Here is a 16,409-nt window from a genome sequence, read left to right on the forward strand (position 1 = left end):
CCTTTAAAATAATTTGATGTTAGTTAAAACCTTTCTTATAGGCCTTGAACCACCTTTCGGGAATATTTTGGTTACATGCGTCTAAATAGTCCTGTTCAGTGCAAGGTAATAACGCAGGTGAATTTATTTTATTATGTGAAGATAAAATTGATGGAATCTCAACCCACCATCTTTCGGTAAGTAAACTTTTATAAAAAATTAATTGCTCGGTTTCTGTAGGCACATTAAACTTGTTAAAATCTTTGCTTTTAGCACTCGGCAACTCTTTTATTCTAAAATTATATCCTTCTATGAAATACCAGATAATTTGTGAAATTAATTGAAAGGATTGTACGGTATTCTCGCTTTCATATATTCCAAATATTGCAACATTATCACTCATGCCGGCATATCTGGCTATTGCACATATTTCTCTTCCATTAAATCCATTTGGAGAAAAATTCTTAGATCCATCTATCTCGCCTGCTTTTATTGCTCTGGCATCAAGGCTTACAATATGCGCGTTTCTCAATACAGGTTCTGCCAAGGAAATGTCGGAAGTTATTTCTCCCAGTCTGTATGCATCAAAAAATAGGCGGTCCATCAGATCTATTTCTTCCTGTGCATTGAAATAGCTTTGATAACCAATATTTGAAAAGTTGAAAAGATTGTTGGGCTTATCTGTAATTATTTTACTCATATATGAATGGGAAGAAATAAGTTCCTCATCCGCCCCGAAATCAAACCTGCTGTCTATTGACACCAGATTTACCATATCCTTAATTTTATCAAATGCCCTATAAGAAGGGTAAGTAATATCCTGAGTGGCCCCAATTATTATAGGAATCACATTTTCTTCAAGTAATTCTGCTACAATTTCCTTTACAACAAAATAAGTATCCTCGACCGATTCTCCTTCCGCTATATCCCCCAGGTCAACAAAAACTGAATTCCAATTACCCATCAAGAGCTTGTAAAGCTGAATTCTGATCTCAGTCGTATCTAGTCGCTCTGTTTTCTTTTCAAATGCATTTCTCGACTCCAGAACTCCTATTAAGGCAAAGGAAGCATTAGCTAAGACAGGTAACCCTTTTTTTTCTGTGTGTTTAAAAATATTCCGGCCAAGAGATTGTGGTGGTAATAACTCACAGTGGGCAAGGGCCATTTCATTAACAGGAAGTAAAAAATCGAACGCCATATTTGTACGCTAGTCTTAGGTTTTCTTAGTCTTCTTTTTGGGTTTTTTCTTTTCGAGTAATGCTTGTGCATCTTCCAGGGAGATATTGGCTGCATCTACGTCTTTAGCAAGTTCAACCTTGGTCTTGCCTTTGATAATATTGTGCCTTCCCCATCGCGCCTTTTCAATCCGGATGCCTTCATCAGACCATTCCTTGATAAGTTTCTCTGCCTCTTTTTGTTTTTTAGATTCTATCAACTCAATAAGATCAGCTTCCGAAAGATTATCAAAGTCATACTTTTTATTTACATTAATAAACATACCATCCCATTTGATAAAAGGTCCAAAACGACCCTTACCTTTAGTAACATCTTTATTTTCATAAACTGCGATAGGAGCATCGGCTTTTTGCTTTTCGCGAATTAATTCTATTGCCCTTTCAAGATTAACATCAAAAGCACTTTCGCCTTTGTCCAAAGAGACAAATTTTTTCCCAAATCTAACATAAGGACCAAATCTGCCCACATTGGCCTCTACTTCCTCTCCTTCAAATACACCCAATTTTCTGGGAAGTTGGAAAAGTTCCATTGCTTCCTCATAGGTAATCGTATTAAGGGATTGTTCCGGAAGTAAACTTGCAAATAATGGCTTGTCCTCTTCTTCAACCGTACCAATTTGAACCATAGGACCAAATCGTCCCAAACGAACTGCAACTTGTCTTCCCGATTTAGGGTCTGTCCCCAGGACACGTTCTCCACTTGCACGTTCGGCGTTTTCCTCAACATCCAGTACATTTGGGTGAAAGTCCTGATAAAAGTCCTTCATTACCTTTTGCCAATCTTCCTGACCTTTGGCTATTTCGTCAAAATCTTTCTCCACTTTGGCAGTAAAGTTGTAATCTAAAATATGTGCAAAATGATTCACCAAAAAATCATTTACAATCATCCCTATGTCAGTAGGTACCAATTTGCCTTTATCTGAGCCAATTACCTCTGTAAGAGATTTTTCCTCAACCTTATCTGATTTTAAAATCAGTTGTGAATACTTTCGTTCTTCACCTTCAATACTTCCTTTTTCCACATATCCTCTATTTTGAACAGTGGATATTGTTGGGGCATAAGTTGAGGGTCTTCCTATACCCAGTTCCTCCAGTTTCTTTACCAATGTAGCCTCTGTATATCTATACGGGGGTCTTGTGAACCGTTCTGTTGCCGTTATATAATTATAGAATAACTCATCGCCGGTTTTCATTGCCGGTAGCAAACCTTCCTGCTCTTCAGCTATATCCTCTTCGTCCTTACCCTCAAGATAAACCTTTAAAAAGCCATCAAATTTAATGACTTCACCATTTGCGGTAAATTCTTCCTGATAAGAGTTCGATTTGATTTTTACATTAGTACGTTCTAATTGTGCATCGCTCATTTGTGAGGCAAGCGTACGTTTCCAAATCAATTCGTATAATTTAGACTGATCTCTTTCCAGTGAAGGAGATTGTAAATTCATATCTGTGGGTCGTATGGCTTCATGCGCTTCCTGAGCTCCTTTCGATTTGCCTTTATAATTTCTGACTTTACTATACTTTTCACCATAATTCTGAATAATGGTGTCTTTAGCAGCCCCTATTGCTTCTCCTGATAAATTTACACTGTCTGTCCTCATGTAAGTAATTAGACCAGCTTCATATAAACGCTGCGCAACCTGCATAGTTCTCGCTACTGAAAAATATAATTTACGGGATGCCTCCTGCTGTAAAGTAGAAGTAGTAAATGGTGCGGAAGGTGATTTTTTTGCAAGTTTTTTATCCAGGCTTGCAACATTAAACAGGGCTCCTGCATTTTTATTTAAAAACACCTGAGCCTCTTCTTTAGTTTGGAAGTTCTTTCCGAGTTTTGCTCCAAAGACATTTCCTTTCTCAGTTTTAAATTCCGCCACTACCTTGTAGGAAGCTTCAGGGTTAAAAACATCAATGTCGCGTTCTCTTTCAACAATTAAACGAACAGCTACAGATTGAACCCTGCCCGCAGATAAGCCGGGTTTAATTTTTTTCCAAAGAACAGGTGACAATTCGTATCCAACCAACCTATCAAGAACTCTTCTTGCCTGTTGGGCATTTACCAGGTTATAATTTATTTCTCTTGGGTTTTCAATTGCCTTTTGAATAGCCGACTTGGTAATTGAATTAAACACAATACGTTTAGTTCTGGATCGATCAAGGTCTAGTGTCTCCGCCAAATGCCAGGAAATTGCTTCCCCTTCCCGGTCTTCATCACTCGCCAGCCATATGGTGTCTGCTTTTTTTGCAAGATCCTTCAGCTTTTTCACCAGGGCCTTTTTGTCCTGGCCAACAATATATTTAGGTTTAAAGTCCTTTTCCACATCAACTCCCAACTCTTTGGAAGGAAGATCGGCTATATGGCCAAAACTGGATTCAACTTTATAATCTTTTCCAAGAAATTTTTCTATTGTTTTAGCCTTTGCAGGCGACTCTACGATTACTAAATTCTTAGCCATTCATCAGTTTTTGAAGAGACAAAAGTATGTCAAATTTTTTATTTCTGTTGATGCGTTGTAAAACCAAAGTTATTTAGAAGTCCAAAGTAACCGGAATTTTACCCCTTATAAAATGCCTTTAGGATTTGTTTTTAATTGGTGAAAAGAAGGGAAAAATATGTTATTTTTATGCAAATCACTAACCCATATAATATGTTTCAAAAGATCTCAATCCTGGTTTTATTCTTTTTTCTAATAATTCCTATAACTTCTAATTCACAAAGAAAAACTAAAGATCTAAGCACCAAAATATATAATGAAACCCTTTACAATTCTATAGAATGGCGATTAGTAGGCCCGTTTAGAGGAGGGAGGGCCGGAACGGTAACAGGCGTAAAGGATAATGATTTACTTTATTATATGGGAACTGCTGGTAGCGGTGTTTGGAAAACAACTGATGCAGGGAGTACTTGGGAATGCATTTCTGACGGTTATTTTGGAGGCTCCATAGGGGCGGTTGCTGTTTCAGAATCCGATCCTAATGTAATTTATGTAGGCGAAGGGGAACAAACGTTGCGAGGAAATGTTTCTTCTGGAAACGGAATTTGGAAAAGCGTTGATGCCGGAGAGACCTGGAAATTTATTGGCCTAGAAGGATCCGAACATATTGCCAGAATTCGCATTCACCCTACCAATCCGAATATGGTTTATGTTGCGGTAATTGGAAATCTATGGATTCCCAATGAGACTAGAGGAGTTTACAAAAGTCTTGACGGTGGTTCTTCATGGGAAAAGGTTCTTTATATAAGTAATAAAGCTGGCGCAGGTGATCTCATCCTAGACCCAAATAATCCCAGGATTATTTATGCCTCTACCTGGGAAATGAAGAGAAACGGTTATAGAATGGACAGCGGTGGACCAGACAGTAAACTTTATAAAAGCACTGATAGTGGCAATACATGGACCGATATCACAGAACATAATGGGCTTCCTTCAGGACCCTGGGGTATAGTGGGTATTACAGTATCGCCGGTAGATTCAAATAGAGTATGGGCAATAATAGAAGCTGAAGATGGCGGGCTTTTTAGATCTGATGACGCAGGAAATACCTGGAAGAAAATCAACCAAAACAGAGCACTACGACAAAGAGCCTGGTATTACAGTAGAATCTATGCAGACACTCAAGATAAGAATAAAGTTTATGTAATGAATGTAAGTTATGGTGTATCTACCGATGGTGGCAAAACTTTTATATTGAAAAATGCCCCTCACGGAGATCATCATGATTTGTGGATAGACCCGGATAATAATCAACGGATGATTATAGCGGATGATGGTGGGGGGCAAATATCAAATGATGGGGGAACCAATTGGACAACCTATCACAACCAGCCTACTGCGCAATTCTACCGCGTTACCACAGATAATAATTTTCCATATAGAATATACGGCGCACAACAAGACAACTCTACGGTTAGAATCTCCCATAGAAGCTCTGGAAACAGCATCGGAGAAAAAGATTGGGAGATAACCGCGGGAGGAGAGAGCGCTCATTTAGCTGTTGACCCAAAGAATAATGATATAGTATATGGTGGCACTTATAAAGGATATATGATGCGCTATGACCATTCATTAGATCAGACAAGGTCTACGAATGTCTGGCCAGACAATCCTGCGGGTTCTGGAGTAGAAATTATGAAATATCGTTTTAATTGGAATTATCCCGTTATGTTTAGTATACATAACCAAAACCGTCTATATGCAGGATCCAATTTTTTACATATTTCCACAAACGAAGGACAATCCTGGGAGGTAATCTCGCCCGATTTGACCAGGGGTCTTCCTGAAACAATAAAATCCTCTGGAGGACCTATTACGCAAGATAATACAGGGGCAGAGTTTTATTCTAATATTTTTGCGATTGCAGAATCAACCTTAGAGAAAGGGGTTATTTATGTAGGTAGTGATGACGGCCTAGTACATATTACCAAAGATGACGGAAAAACATGGAAAAATATCACCCCCCCATCTAAGATGTCACCCAAATTAAATATGATTAATTGTATTGAACCAAGCCCGTTCAAAGAAGGCGTTGCCTATTTGGCTGCAACGTCCTATAAGTTTGGCGACTATACCCCCTACCTTTATAAAACCATTAATTATGGTGAGAGTTGGACACTCATTACCAATGGGATAAAGAATAAACATTATACCAGAGCTATTCGGTCAGATAAAGTTAGAGAAGGGTTATTATATGCAGGTACCGAATGGGGAATGTACGTTTCTTTTGATGACGGACAACATTGGTCTTCATTTCAATTAAATCTTCCTATAACCTCAATAAGAGATTTAGCCGTAAGAGATAACGATCTTATTGCCGCCACACATGGAAGAAGTTTTTGGATGATTGATGATTTAACCCCCTTACATCAACTCACAGAAGAAATGGCAAAAAGCGACTTTTATCTATATAAACCCGATATTACTTATAGAACGAAACAGTCGCAGGGCAGGAGTAAACCCGATATGAGGTTAGAAGGTGAAAATCATCCAAATGGGGTCATTATTAATTATTATCTAAAAGATAAAAAGGAAACAGATACTATTACCCTGGAGATATTGGACTCTAAAGGCACATTAGTTCAAAAGTATAACACGAATTCTAAAGCAGACAAACTGGATCCGTCGGCCTCAAAACCTTTAAAAGTTGCCACAGGTGGAAATCGTTTTATCTGGGATCTAAGATATCCTGGCTTTAAAAGCTTTGAAGGTATGGTTTTGTACTCTTCTCCTAATGTAGGTCCAAAAGCAGTTCCTGGCACTTATAGGGTAAGACTTACATATAATGGAATGGCATCTGAAAAGGAATTTACCATAGTAAAAGATCCAAGACTCCCGAATACAGACACCGATTTTAAAAATCAATTTGATTTCCTCATAAAAGTACGGGATCAGGTTAACAGAGCTAATCAGGCAATTATTGATATCCGCTCTATAAAAAAAGATTTGGCTTATGTAAAGGAAAAGGTTACGACTGAGGAGGAGCTTAAAAAACTTATAGACGAGTTTGAAACCAAGTTAGACAAAGTTGAAAATAATATCCATATGACTAAAAATCAAAGTAGGCAAGATCCGTTAAATTATGGTATCAGAATAAACAATAGGTTGGCATTTCTGATGTCAGATTCTCAAAGAGGGGATTACCCTCCAACGGATCAGGCACTTGCTTTTTTTAAGGATATTAAAAAGGAATTGGACATAGAGATAAACGGTTTAAACGCTTTGTTTGAGGCTTATATAAATAAAATTAATAGTCAAGTATTAGACAATCAGATAAAAATGATTTCTATTGATTAGTACTTATTCATAGTATCTCTGTAATTTGAATACCATCTTTAATTTATCTGCATAAAACGCAATAACAAAAGTATGTCAAATTTTTTATTTGGTGTTTTTAGTCCATATCAATGCATAAAAAAACATCCCAAAATACGGGATGTTTCCTATAAATCTCATAAAAATCTAGTTTAGATTCATAGCACTGATTAGTTCTATATCGTTATCTAAATATCTATACTGGTACAGGATTTCATCACCAATCATTATCAAAGTTTCATCCATTGGAATGACATCAAAAGTGATAATATTCTCATAATGATTTAATGATACAAGATTATCAATATTAGTTTTATCATAAACCTTAAGACCAAATTTCCCATCGCAGATAAATAATTTGTTCTCTTTTATTCCCAGCCCATAAGGTTCATCCATTGCGTATGATGTTGCCAGGACAGGTGTGGTAATGTCCGAAATATCAACAATAAATAAGCCGCTTTCAGTAGCCCCGCAATTATTACCTCCACGCAAGGTAACATAGGCATAATCTCCATCAACTATTACAGGGTCACAAGCAGTGCCGTGTTGAAATTCTGAAATAAATGTCGGTGTGGCCGGAGAGGTTATATCATATATATACATACCCCGCATACTTCCTAAAAACAAATTATTACCTCTGTTAAAAATTGTTTCAATATCGAAACCGGCATATATATCTTCCAGATCCTTGGGGTTTTCCAAATCACTAATTTCAAACACATTAATTGTGTGACTGTCTACAACGTATAAATAATCATTTACAATTTTAAATCGCGCCAGCGAACCTCCTTGTCCAACCTGGCTATCATTGGCAGCTTCGGCCAGCAATATCTGATCATCAAAACGATCATATACTTCAGATTTCAATCTGCTTTCAGTCTTAACATCCCACCCGATTAAAATTTCATTCTGATAATCTACCCCATCGTATTCATAAATATCAGCGACGGGCCATACAACATTATCGCGTAAGACGTCTTCCATTCGATTAACAATTCTTATAGCATTAATTTCAGAAATGTCTAACACTATTAAGTCGGTTAAACTGTCGGCGTATAGGAAATTTCCTTTAACAGAAATATCTACGTTACCCGCTATTTTAATAAATGAAATTTTTTGCGGAGAACTTGGGTCACTATTATCAATAACATGTACCCCTTTGTATTTGTCATTCACAAAAATATAATTCTGATAGGCATAGATCTTACCAGATTCATTAATAGGTCTTGGCGCAACTACATCCACACTATTTTTAAAATCTGTCACGCTCATTGTTATTGGGGTCGCCACAAGATAGTCGGCATAATCGCCTTCTTCTTTTTTGTCACAGGATACTAAACCTAAAACAAGTAGCAGGCTTAAAATACATTTTTTCATAACCTGATTTATTTAAGATATTGGGTTGTATAAAAGTAGATACTTGTTATAACGTCCAGTTGCGTAAAATTTGTTAAATAATTAACTGTCAATTTGTCACTAGTATATAGAATATACTATCTTTGCAGACTGTTTGAGCTATCGCAGAAGACACACTAGAATGGAGAAAATTATTGAGGAAAAAAATCAGGGTACCCCGCTTAAGCTGGAGAAAGACAATAAAAACACCCGTAACTTATATATTGAGAGCTATGGCTGTCAGATGAATTTTTCAGACAGCGAAATTGTTGCTTCTATTTTAGCTCAAGAAGGTTTTAATACCACTAATTCTTTAGAAGAGGCAGACCTTGTTTTGGTTAATACATGTTCTATTCGGGAAAAAGCGGAACTTACTGTCAGAAAAAGGCTTGAAAAATTTAATGCCGTTAAAAAAACTCGCCCGCATATGAAAGTAGGAGTTTTAGGATGCATGGCAGAACGGCTTAAAAGTCAGCTTTTAGAAGAAGAAAAAATCGTTGATATGGTGGTGGGTCCCGATGCTTATAAGGATCTGCCAAATCTTATCCGAGAAGTAGACGAGGGAAGGAATGCCGTTAATGTTATACTTTCCAAGGATGAAACATACGGTGATGTGGCTCCTGTACGATTAAATTCAAACGGGGTAACCGCCTTTGTTTCGATTACTCGTGGCTGTGATAATATGTGTACTTTTTGTGTTGTGCCATTTACAAGGGGTAGGGAGCGCAGCAGGGATCCTCATTCAATTGTAAATGAAGTAAATGAACTATGGGTAAAAGGATTTAAGGAAGTTACCTTATTGGGTCAGAATGTTGATAGCTATTTGTGGTATGGTGGTGGTTTAAAAAAAGATTTCAGCTCAGCATCATCAATACAAAAAGCAACGGCAGTGAATTTTGCCAATTTATTGGAATTGGTTGCAGAAGCACAGCCCAAAATGAGGATTCGTTTTTCTACTTCAAATCCACAGGATTTGACCCTTGATGTTATTGAAACCATGGCCAGGTTTAAAAATATCTGTAATTACATTCACCTGCCCGTTCAGAGTGGAAGCGACAGAATTTTAAAGGCAATGAACAGATTGCACACCAGGGAAGAGTATTTTGATTTAATAAATAATATTAGTAACATTTTACCGGACTGCGCCATAAGCCAGGACATGATTACGGGCTTCCCAACCGAAACCGAGGAAGATCACCAGGATACTTTATCTTTAATGGAATATGTAAAATATGACTTTGGTTTTATGTTTGCTTATTCTGAACGCCCGGGTACATTGGCGGCGAGAAAACTTGTTGACGATATTCCTGAGGAAGTAAAGAAAAGAAGATTAAGTGATATTATTGATTTGCAATTAAAGCATAGCTTTTTTAGAACCAAACAACATTTAGGTAAAGTAGAAGAAGTTCTTATTGAAGGAACATCTAAAAAATCTGAATTACAATGGATGGGACGTAATTCTCAAAATACCGTTGTGGTTTTTCCTAAAGAGAACTATTCTATTGGAGAATTTGTAATGGTACGGGTAGAAAATTGTACCTCTGCCACATTATTGGGCAAAGCAGTTGGTTATTCTGAAAACAATTAAGTATGGAAAGTGTACAGGCAATAAAACAACGTTTTGAGATTATCGGAAATGATCCAAAGCTCAATCGCGCGTTGGAAAAGGCAATTCAGGTTGCTCCTACAGACATTTCTGTCTTGGTTACAGGTGAAAGTGGTGTTGGAAAAGAATCCGTTCCAAAAATTATTCACTCTTTATCCCATAGAAAACACGCAAAATATATAGCTGTAAATTGTGGAGCCATCCCCGAAGGTACCATAGACAGTGAGCTGTTTGGTCATGAAAAAGGAGCTTTTACCGGGGCAACACAAACCAGAAGAGGATATTTTGAAGTTGCAGATGGCGGTACTATCTTTTTAGATGAAGTAGGGGAACTTCCACTTACCACTCAGGTACGGCTACTCAGAATATTGGAAAATGGGGAATTTCTAAAAGTGGGATCTTCTCAGGTACAAAAAACCAACGTTCGTATTGTGGCTGCCACCAACATGAATATGATAGAGGCTATCAAAGAGGGAAAATTCAGGGAAGATCTATATTACAGATTAAGTACAGTAGATATTCATATTCCTCCTCTAAGAGAACGAAGTGAAGATGTTCATTTATTATTTAGAAAATTTGCGTCAGATTTTGGCCAGAAATACAAAATGCCAACTATAAGGCTGCGGGATGACGCCATACAACTACTCACAAAATATAGATGGCCCGGAAATATCCGGCAATTAAGAAATGTTGCTGAACAAATCTCGGTTTTAGAAGCAGAAAGAAATATAAGTTTATCAACATTAAACGAATATTTGCCAAATGCCAACGATTCTAATCTTCCGGCCGTAATTGAAAGGAGAAAAAAGGAAAGTGATTTTAGTAACGAAAGAGAGATTCTTTACAAGGTCTTGTTTGATATGAAAGGAGATCTTAATGATCTCAAAAAGCTTACCTTGGAACTGCTTCAAAACAATGATTCCTCGAAAGTACAGGAGGAAAATGAAAATCTGATCCGTAAGATCTATGGTGCAAACGGGGAGGGTATTAAGGAAGAAGAGAGTAAAGCATTAAAAGTTTTACCCCTTCCGGAAGCCAGAATAGAAACAGGACCAGAAATACAGCAGGAAGACAAATACCATTTTGCAGAGGAAATAGAGGAGGAAGAAACACTTTCTTTACAGGAAAAAGAAATTGAATTAATCAGAAAATCGCTGGAGAGAAATAGGGGAAAACGAAAAGCCGCAGCCGCAGAATTGGGAATTTCTGAAAGAACGCTTTACAGAAAGATTAAACAATATGATTTGTAACATAATTTTGAATTAAACTATTTCGATAACTTTTTGAACTATATCTTTTGAAAAAAAAATTTAATAGTATTTTGTGCATCTCCTTGCTATTCCTTTTAATTGGCTGCGGAGCTTATAACTTTACCGGGGGTGACGTTGGTACGGCAACTTCATTTCAAGTGAATTATTTTCAGAATTATGCATCTCAAAGCCCTGGATCTACATTTGAACCCGGCTTGGATAGAGATTTCACTTTGGCTTTGCAGGACCTGATCCTTAACCAAACAAGTTTAGATTTACGCAATTCTGATGCAGATTTATTATATGAGGGCGAAATTGTAGAATTCCGAATTTCTCCAATGACAGCCACAGCAGAACAGCGAGCTGCCCAGAATAGATTAACTATGGGTGTAAACGTCCGCTTTTTTAATCGGACCAAAGAAGATGTAGATTTTGAACAGCGGTTTTCTTTTTTTTATGATTACGACGCTAATACACAATTTTCTTCGGTTAGAGATGAAGCACTGGAGGCCATTTTCGAAAGAATAACGCAGGATATTTTTAATGCATCTCTGGCAGACTGGTAATATATAACAGAATAAAGATATAAGGAGTCGACTGATATTGCCAATATTCAATACATTAGTTGATTAATTGATATGAACGTAGCAGATTTTACATTCCTATTGCAGAATCCGGATAAGGTTTTAGAACCTGTTCAGACCAATCAATTGGAAGATATCCTTAAAGAGTACCCGTACTTCCAGGCTGCCCGTGCACTCCATTTAAAGGGACTAAAAAATCTAAATAGCTTTAAATATAATAACGCACTAAAAGTTACAGCGGCCTACACTACCGACAGGGATATACTTTTCGATTTTATTACCTCTGAAGTGTTTCTTCAAAACTCAATTGCAGATACCATTTCTGGTAAAACTTTACCCCTGTCAGACAAGGATATCATCTCAGAAGAAGTTGAACCTAACCCGGATGCTGACACTCACCTTATTGATGATTCTCAGGATCATCCTTTACCACAAAGTGCTAAGGATGCAGATAAGATTCTTGATCCTTTACTTTTTGCATCAAAGGATCCTAAAGTAGATAAATTCATAGAGGCTAAAAAAAAGGCCGCAGAAGAATTAGAGCTTGGCAAACCCCTACCCTTTACAAAACGAGAAAAACATTCTTTTGGGGAGTGGTTGCAACTTACTTCATTTAAATCAATAAAAAGGAAAAAAGAAGAAACCATAGAAGGAGAAATGAAGGATATTCATTTTCCATTAGAAGAGGACATTCTAAAAAAGAAAAAGTTTGAGTTAATAGATAAGTTTATAGAGAACAAGCCAAAGATAGTTCCAACGGAAAATCTGACTTCAATTATTAACATTAAAGAATCAACTACAATAGATAAAAATGAGTTGATGACCGAAACTCTGGCAAAGGTTTATCTTGAGCAAAAAAAGTATAAAAAAGCCATTCAGGCTTACAAGATTTTAAGTTTGAAATATCCAGAAAAAAGTAGTTTCTTTGCAAACCGAATAAAAGCAGTGCAAAAGCTACAACAAGAAAACACAAATTAAATGAGCACATTTTCAATATTTTTGGTCCTTATCATAGTGGTTTGTTTACTCCTGGTATTGGTTATTATGGTTCAAAACCCTAAGGGAGGTGGTCTATCTTCTTCGTTTGGCGGAGGAGGAACTCAAATTGTTGGGGGTGTAAAAAAGACCGGGGATTTTTTAGATAAAAGCACCTGGACATTGGCTACATTATTGATAGTTCTTATTTTATTATCCAATGTAGCACTTAAAGGGAATTTTGGGGAAGGAGAATCTAAATTACTGCAAGGTGATGATATTGATAATGTAGTTCCTGAAACCGTTCCTGAAGAAGTTCCGGAACAATTACCTGCAACTGACAATAACAATCCTTCAGATTCAATACAGTAGTATTCAGAAATGAAATATATACCAATGCCAGCATAAATGACAAGCTGGCATTTTTATTTTAACATTATGTCAGTTTTTAAGTAATGGCATAATTTCTGCCCGATAGAAGGAGACATTTTAAACTAAAAACTAAGTAATATGGCTAAAGTAAACATTAAACCACTTGCAGACAGGGTCCTTATTGAGCCGATGGCAGCGGAAACCAAGACGGCATCAGGGATTTATATCCCGGATACTGCGAAGGAAAAACCACAAAAAGGGAAAGTCGTGGCAGTTGGTCCGGGCACCAAAGATGAGAAAATAACAGTGAAAGTGGGAGATACTGTACTCTATGGAAAATATGCGGGTACGGAGCTTAAACTTGAAGGTTCCGATTATCTTATGATGCGTGAAAGCGACATTTTAGCAATTATTTAATAACCAAAATTACAAATAGAAAATGGCAAAAGATATAAAATTTGATATTGAAGCACGCGATGGTCTAAGAAGAGGTGTTGACGCTCTGGCTAACGCCGTAAAAGTAACCTTAGGACCTAAAGGAAGAAACGTAATTGTCAGTAAATCGTTTGGAGCTCCTATTGTAACGAAAGATGGAGTTACCGTTGCTAAGGAAATAGAATTGGCAGATGCTTTAGAAGATATGGGAGCACAAATGGTAAAAGAAGTTGCTTCTAAAACCAATGATCTTGCAGGTGACGGAACTACAACGGCTACCGTATTAGCTCAGGCTATTGTTAAGGAAGGCCTTAAAAATGTTGCCGCAGGTGCTAATCCAATGGATCTTAAAAGAGGAATTGATAAGGCTGTTGACGCAATAGTTGAAAACCTATCCAAGCAAACTAAAAAAGTGGGTGATTCCTCTGAGAAAATTAAACAAGTTGCAACTATTTCATCCAATAATGATGAAAACATTGGGGAACTTATTGCACAAGCTTTCGGAAAAGTTGGTAAAGAAGGGGTTATTACAGTTGAAGAAGCGAAAGGAACAGATACTTATGTAGATGTTGTTGAAGGGATGCAATTCGACAGGGGATATCTTTCTCCTTACTTTGTCACCGACTCTGACAAGATGATTGCAAACCTGGAAAACCCATATATTTTGTTGTTTGATAAAAAAATCTCAACAATGAAAGATCTGTTGCCTGTTCTTGAGCCGGTAGCGCAATCTGGAAAACCGTTATTAATAATTTCTGAAGATGTAGATGGAGAAGCGTTAGCTACTCTTGTGGTTAACAAATTAAGAGGTTCCTTAAAGATAGCAGCAGTTAAAGCTCCTGGATTTGGCGATCGAAGAAAAGCCATGTTGGAGGATATCGCTATATTGACTGGTGGCACCGTAATTTCAGAAGAAAGAGGATTCTCTCTTGAAAATACCACATTGGATATGTTGGGAAGCTGTGAAAAAGTTACCATAGACAAGGATAATACAACTATTGTCAACGGAGCCGGAGCAGCAAAGACCATAAAAACAAGGGTTAATCAAATTAAATCTCAGATAGAGACTACTACCTCAGATTATGACAAAGAAAAGCTTCAGGAACGTTTGGCTAAATTGGCTGGAGGAGTTGCCGTACTATATGTTGGTGCAGCCTCTGAAGTAGAGATGAAGGAAAAGAAAGACAGAGTAGACGATGCACTTCATGCAACTAGAGCAGCAGTAGAAGAAGGTATTGTTGCCGGTGGAGGTGTTGCATTTATTAGATCCAAATCTGTTCTTTCTAAAGTATCAGTAGATAATGCAGATGAAGAAACAGGGTTACAAATTGTCGCAAGAGCTATCGAATCTCCTTTAAGAACTATTGTTGAAAATGCCGGTGGTGAAGGTTCAGTAGTGGTTGCTAAGGTTTATGATGGTAAAGGTGATTACGGTTTTGACGCAAAATCCGAGAAATATGTTAATATGCTTGAAGCGGGAATCATAGATCCTAAAAAGGTTACCAGGATTGCATTAGAGAATGCGGCTTCTGTTGCAGGAATGATTCTGACTACAGAATGTGCATTGACCGACATTAAGGAAGATACACCACCTGCCGGACCACCAATGGGTGGCGGAGGAATGCCCGGAATGATGTAAGAATTTGAAATTTCAGTTAAAAAACCGCTCTTGTTTAAGAGCGGTTTTTTTATTGCTTATGCCCTAATTATTATAGATATCAGTACTATAAAAAGCAGGAATGGAAAACCAGTAACCCATAAAAGCCGACGAAGATTTTAATCGCTCTCCACTACGCGGACCTGACACTGCCGCACCAAATATGTTCCATTCGTTATTTTCATTATCTCGTAAAATAATCTCTGAGCCACTAAATACATATTCAAACTGCAAGCTATCAGAATTGGCATCCAGTTGAAACGAAACCATAAAATCTTCATTTCCAACAACCAGGTATTCATTTCCCTTAAAAGTATCTCTTACTAAATTTTCAGCTGCCAGATCCACAAAACGGTATGCCCGGGCATCCGTTCGATCTATAATAGCTAATACGCGTTCCTTTAATGGTAACCGGTCATCTTTTGGAACCGGGAATAAAAAGAAATTGGTATTGGTCTTATAATCTACATAAGGGTATACCCCATAAGTTCTTGAAAAACCTGTGTTTAAACTTAATACTTTCGTATTTGGATAGATGGTCCTCCAGGTCTTCCAGTCTGTTTCTACCAGTGAAATCAATTCTACTTTTTCACCTAGTAAATCGCCGTTTACAGATTCATTCAAAATTTGCGCCCAATTACTTCTTGTTTCCCTGTCAAACGGAATCAGGTTAGTATTATAAAGTAGTCCCGACACGCCAAAAGTGGTTTCTTTCCCTTTTATTATCCTATTCCAGCCAATCCCTGTTCCTGTCAAAGGGCAATATGTAACAGCAAGGGAAACATCACCAACATTGTCATTAATTATCTCATGCCAATCCAATACAATATGCTGATATGCCCTTATATCATCTCCATTCTTGTATCCTAAAATCAAATCCCCGTCTAAAAGAGCAAACTCATCCTCGACAGAAACGAATCCGGGATTCTCAAGTGCAGGTATTCCATCTCTTCCGGGACCTCCGTCAAAAACATCTGCCAAAGGGATACTCCAGACAGAAGATTCAGGTGAATTTTCATTATCGGGGTCTGTGTGCTGGTCCTGTGTGCTGGATGAACTACATGAATATTGGAACATCATGGCACAAATAATAAACGTTACGATCTTTTTCATA

12 protein-coding genes are annotated in these 16,409 nt (G+C 37.4%); 8 read left to right on the forward strand and 4 right to left on the reverse strand.

Annotated elements, in window-relative coordinates; genetic code table 11:
• Positions 1–19: 19 nt before the first annotated feature.
• Together ABJH90_RS11765 and topA are read right to left on the reverse strand one after the other, a co-directional pair.
• Positions 20–1,177, reverse strand: coding sequence for a formimidoylglutamase (locus tag ABJH90_RS11765; protein WP_348143436.1), 1,158 nt, complete (start codon positions 1,175–1,177; stop codon positions 20–22).
• A gap of 15 nt (positions 1,178–1,192) precedes the next feature.
• A complete protein-coding gene (topA, locus tag ABJH90_RS11770) occupies positions 1,193–3,667 on the reverse strand; it encodes a type I DNA topoisomerase (protein ID WP_348143439.1) in 2,475 nt (824 codons plus the stop codon).
• Positions 3,668–3,859: 192 nt separating this feature from the next.
• Here topA and ABJH90_RS11775 point away from each other — a divergent pair, with 192 nt between their 5' ends.
• A complete protein-coding gene (locus ABJH90_RS11775) occupies positions 3,860–7,003 on the forward strand; it encodes a glycosyl hydrolase (RefSeq protein ID WP_348143440.1) in 3,144 nt (1,047 codons plus the stop codon).
• Between the two features lie 165 nt (positions 7,004–7,168).
• Here the strand turns inward: ABJH90_RS11775 and ABJH90_RS11780 are convergent, their stop codons facing one another.
• Positions 7,169–8,398: a hypothetical protein gene (locus tag ABJH90_RS11780; protein WP_348143442.1), complete on the reverse strand. Its 1,230-nt coding sequence runs from the start codon at positions 8,396–8,398 to the stop codon at positions 7,169–7,171.
• A 160-nt stretch (positions 8,399–8,558) separates the two neighbouring features.
• Here ABJH90_RS11780 and miaB point away from each other — a divergent pair, with 160 nt between their 5' ends.
• The 7 genes from miaB (at position 8,559) to groL (ending at position 15,277) form a co-directional block, all read left to right on the forward strand.
• Complete coding sequence (gene miaB / locus ABJH90_RS11785; protein ID WP_348143444.1) at positions 8,559–10,004, forward strand: tRNA (N6-isopentenyl adenosine(37)-C2)-methylthiotransferase MiaB; 1,446 nt, start codon at positions 8,559–8,561, stop codon at positions 10,002–10,004.
• Between the two features lie 2 nt (positions 10,005–10,006).
• Complete coding sequence (locus ABJH90_RS11790; protein WP_348143447.1) at positions 10,007–11,272, forward strand: sigma-54 dependent transcriptional regulator; 1,266 nt, start codon at positions 10,007–10,009, stop codon at positions 11,270–11,272.
• Between the two features lie 47 nt (positions 11,273–11,319).
• Positions 11,320–11,838: an LptE family protein gene (locus ABJH90_RS11795; RefSeq protein ID WP_348143450.1), complete on the forward strand. Its 519-nt coding sequence runs from the start codon at positions 11,320–11,322 to the stop codon at positions 11,836–11,838.
• A 72-nt stretch (positions 11,839–11,910) separates the two neighbouring features.
• Positions 11,911–12,834, forward strand: coding sequence for a hypothetical protein (locus ABJH90_RS11800; protein WP_348143453.1), 924 nt, complete (start codon positions 11,911–11,913; stop codon positions 12,832–12,834).
• Positions 12,835–13,203, forward strand: coding sequence for a preprotein translocase subunit SecG (gene secG / locus ABJH90_RS11805; RefSeq protein ID WP_348143456.1), 369 nt, complete (start codon positions 12,835–12,837; stop codon positions 13,201–13,203). It begins immediately after the preceding gene.
• Positions 13,204–13,341: 138 nt separating this feature from the next.
• On the forward strand, positions 13,342–13,620 hold the full coding sequence (locus ABJH90_RS11810; protein WP_297705008.1) for a co-chaperone GroES: 279 nt from the start codon (positions 13,342–13,344) through the stop codon (positions 13,618–13,620).
• 22 nt (positions 13,621–13,642) lie between these two features.
• Complete coding sequence (gene groL / locus ABJH90_RS11815; protein WP_348143460.1) at positions 13,643–15,277, forward strand: chaperonin GroEL; 1,635 nt, start codon at positions 13,643–13,645, stop codon at positions 15,275–15,277.
• Positions 15,278–15,340: 63 nt separating this feature from the next.
• Here the strand turns inward: groL and ABJH90_RS11820 are convergent, their stop codons facing one another.
• On the reverse strand, positions 15,341–16,408 hold the full coding sequence (locus tag ABJH90_RS11820) for a DUF3179 domain-containing protein (RefSeq protein ID WP_348143463.1): 1,068 nt from the start codon (positions 16,406–16,408) through the stop codon (positions 15,341–15,343).
• Position 16,409 lies beyond the last annotated feature (1 nt).

This window comes from Eudoraea sp., assembly GCF_039969275.1.
GTDB lineage: Bacteria > Bacteroidota > Bacteroidia > Flavobacteriales > Flavobacteriaceae > Eudoraea.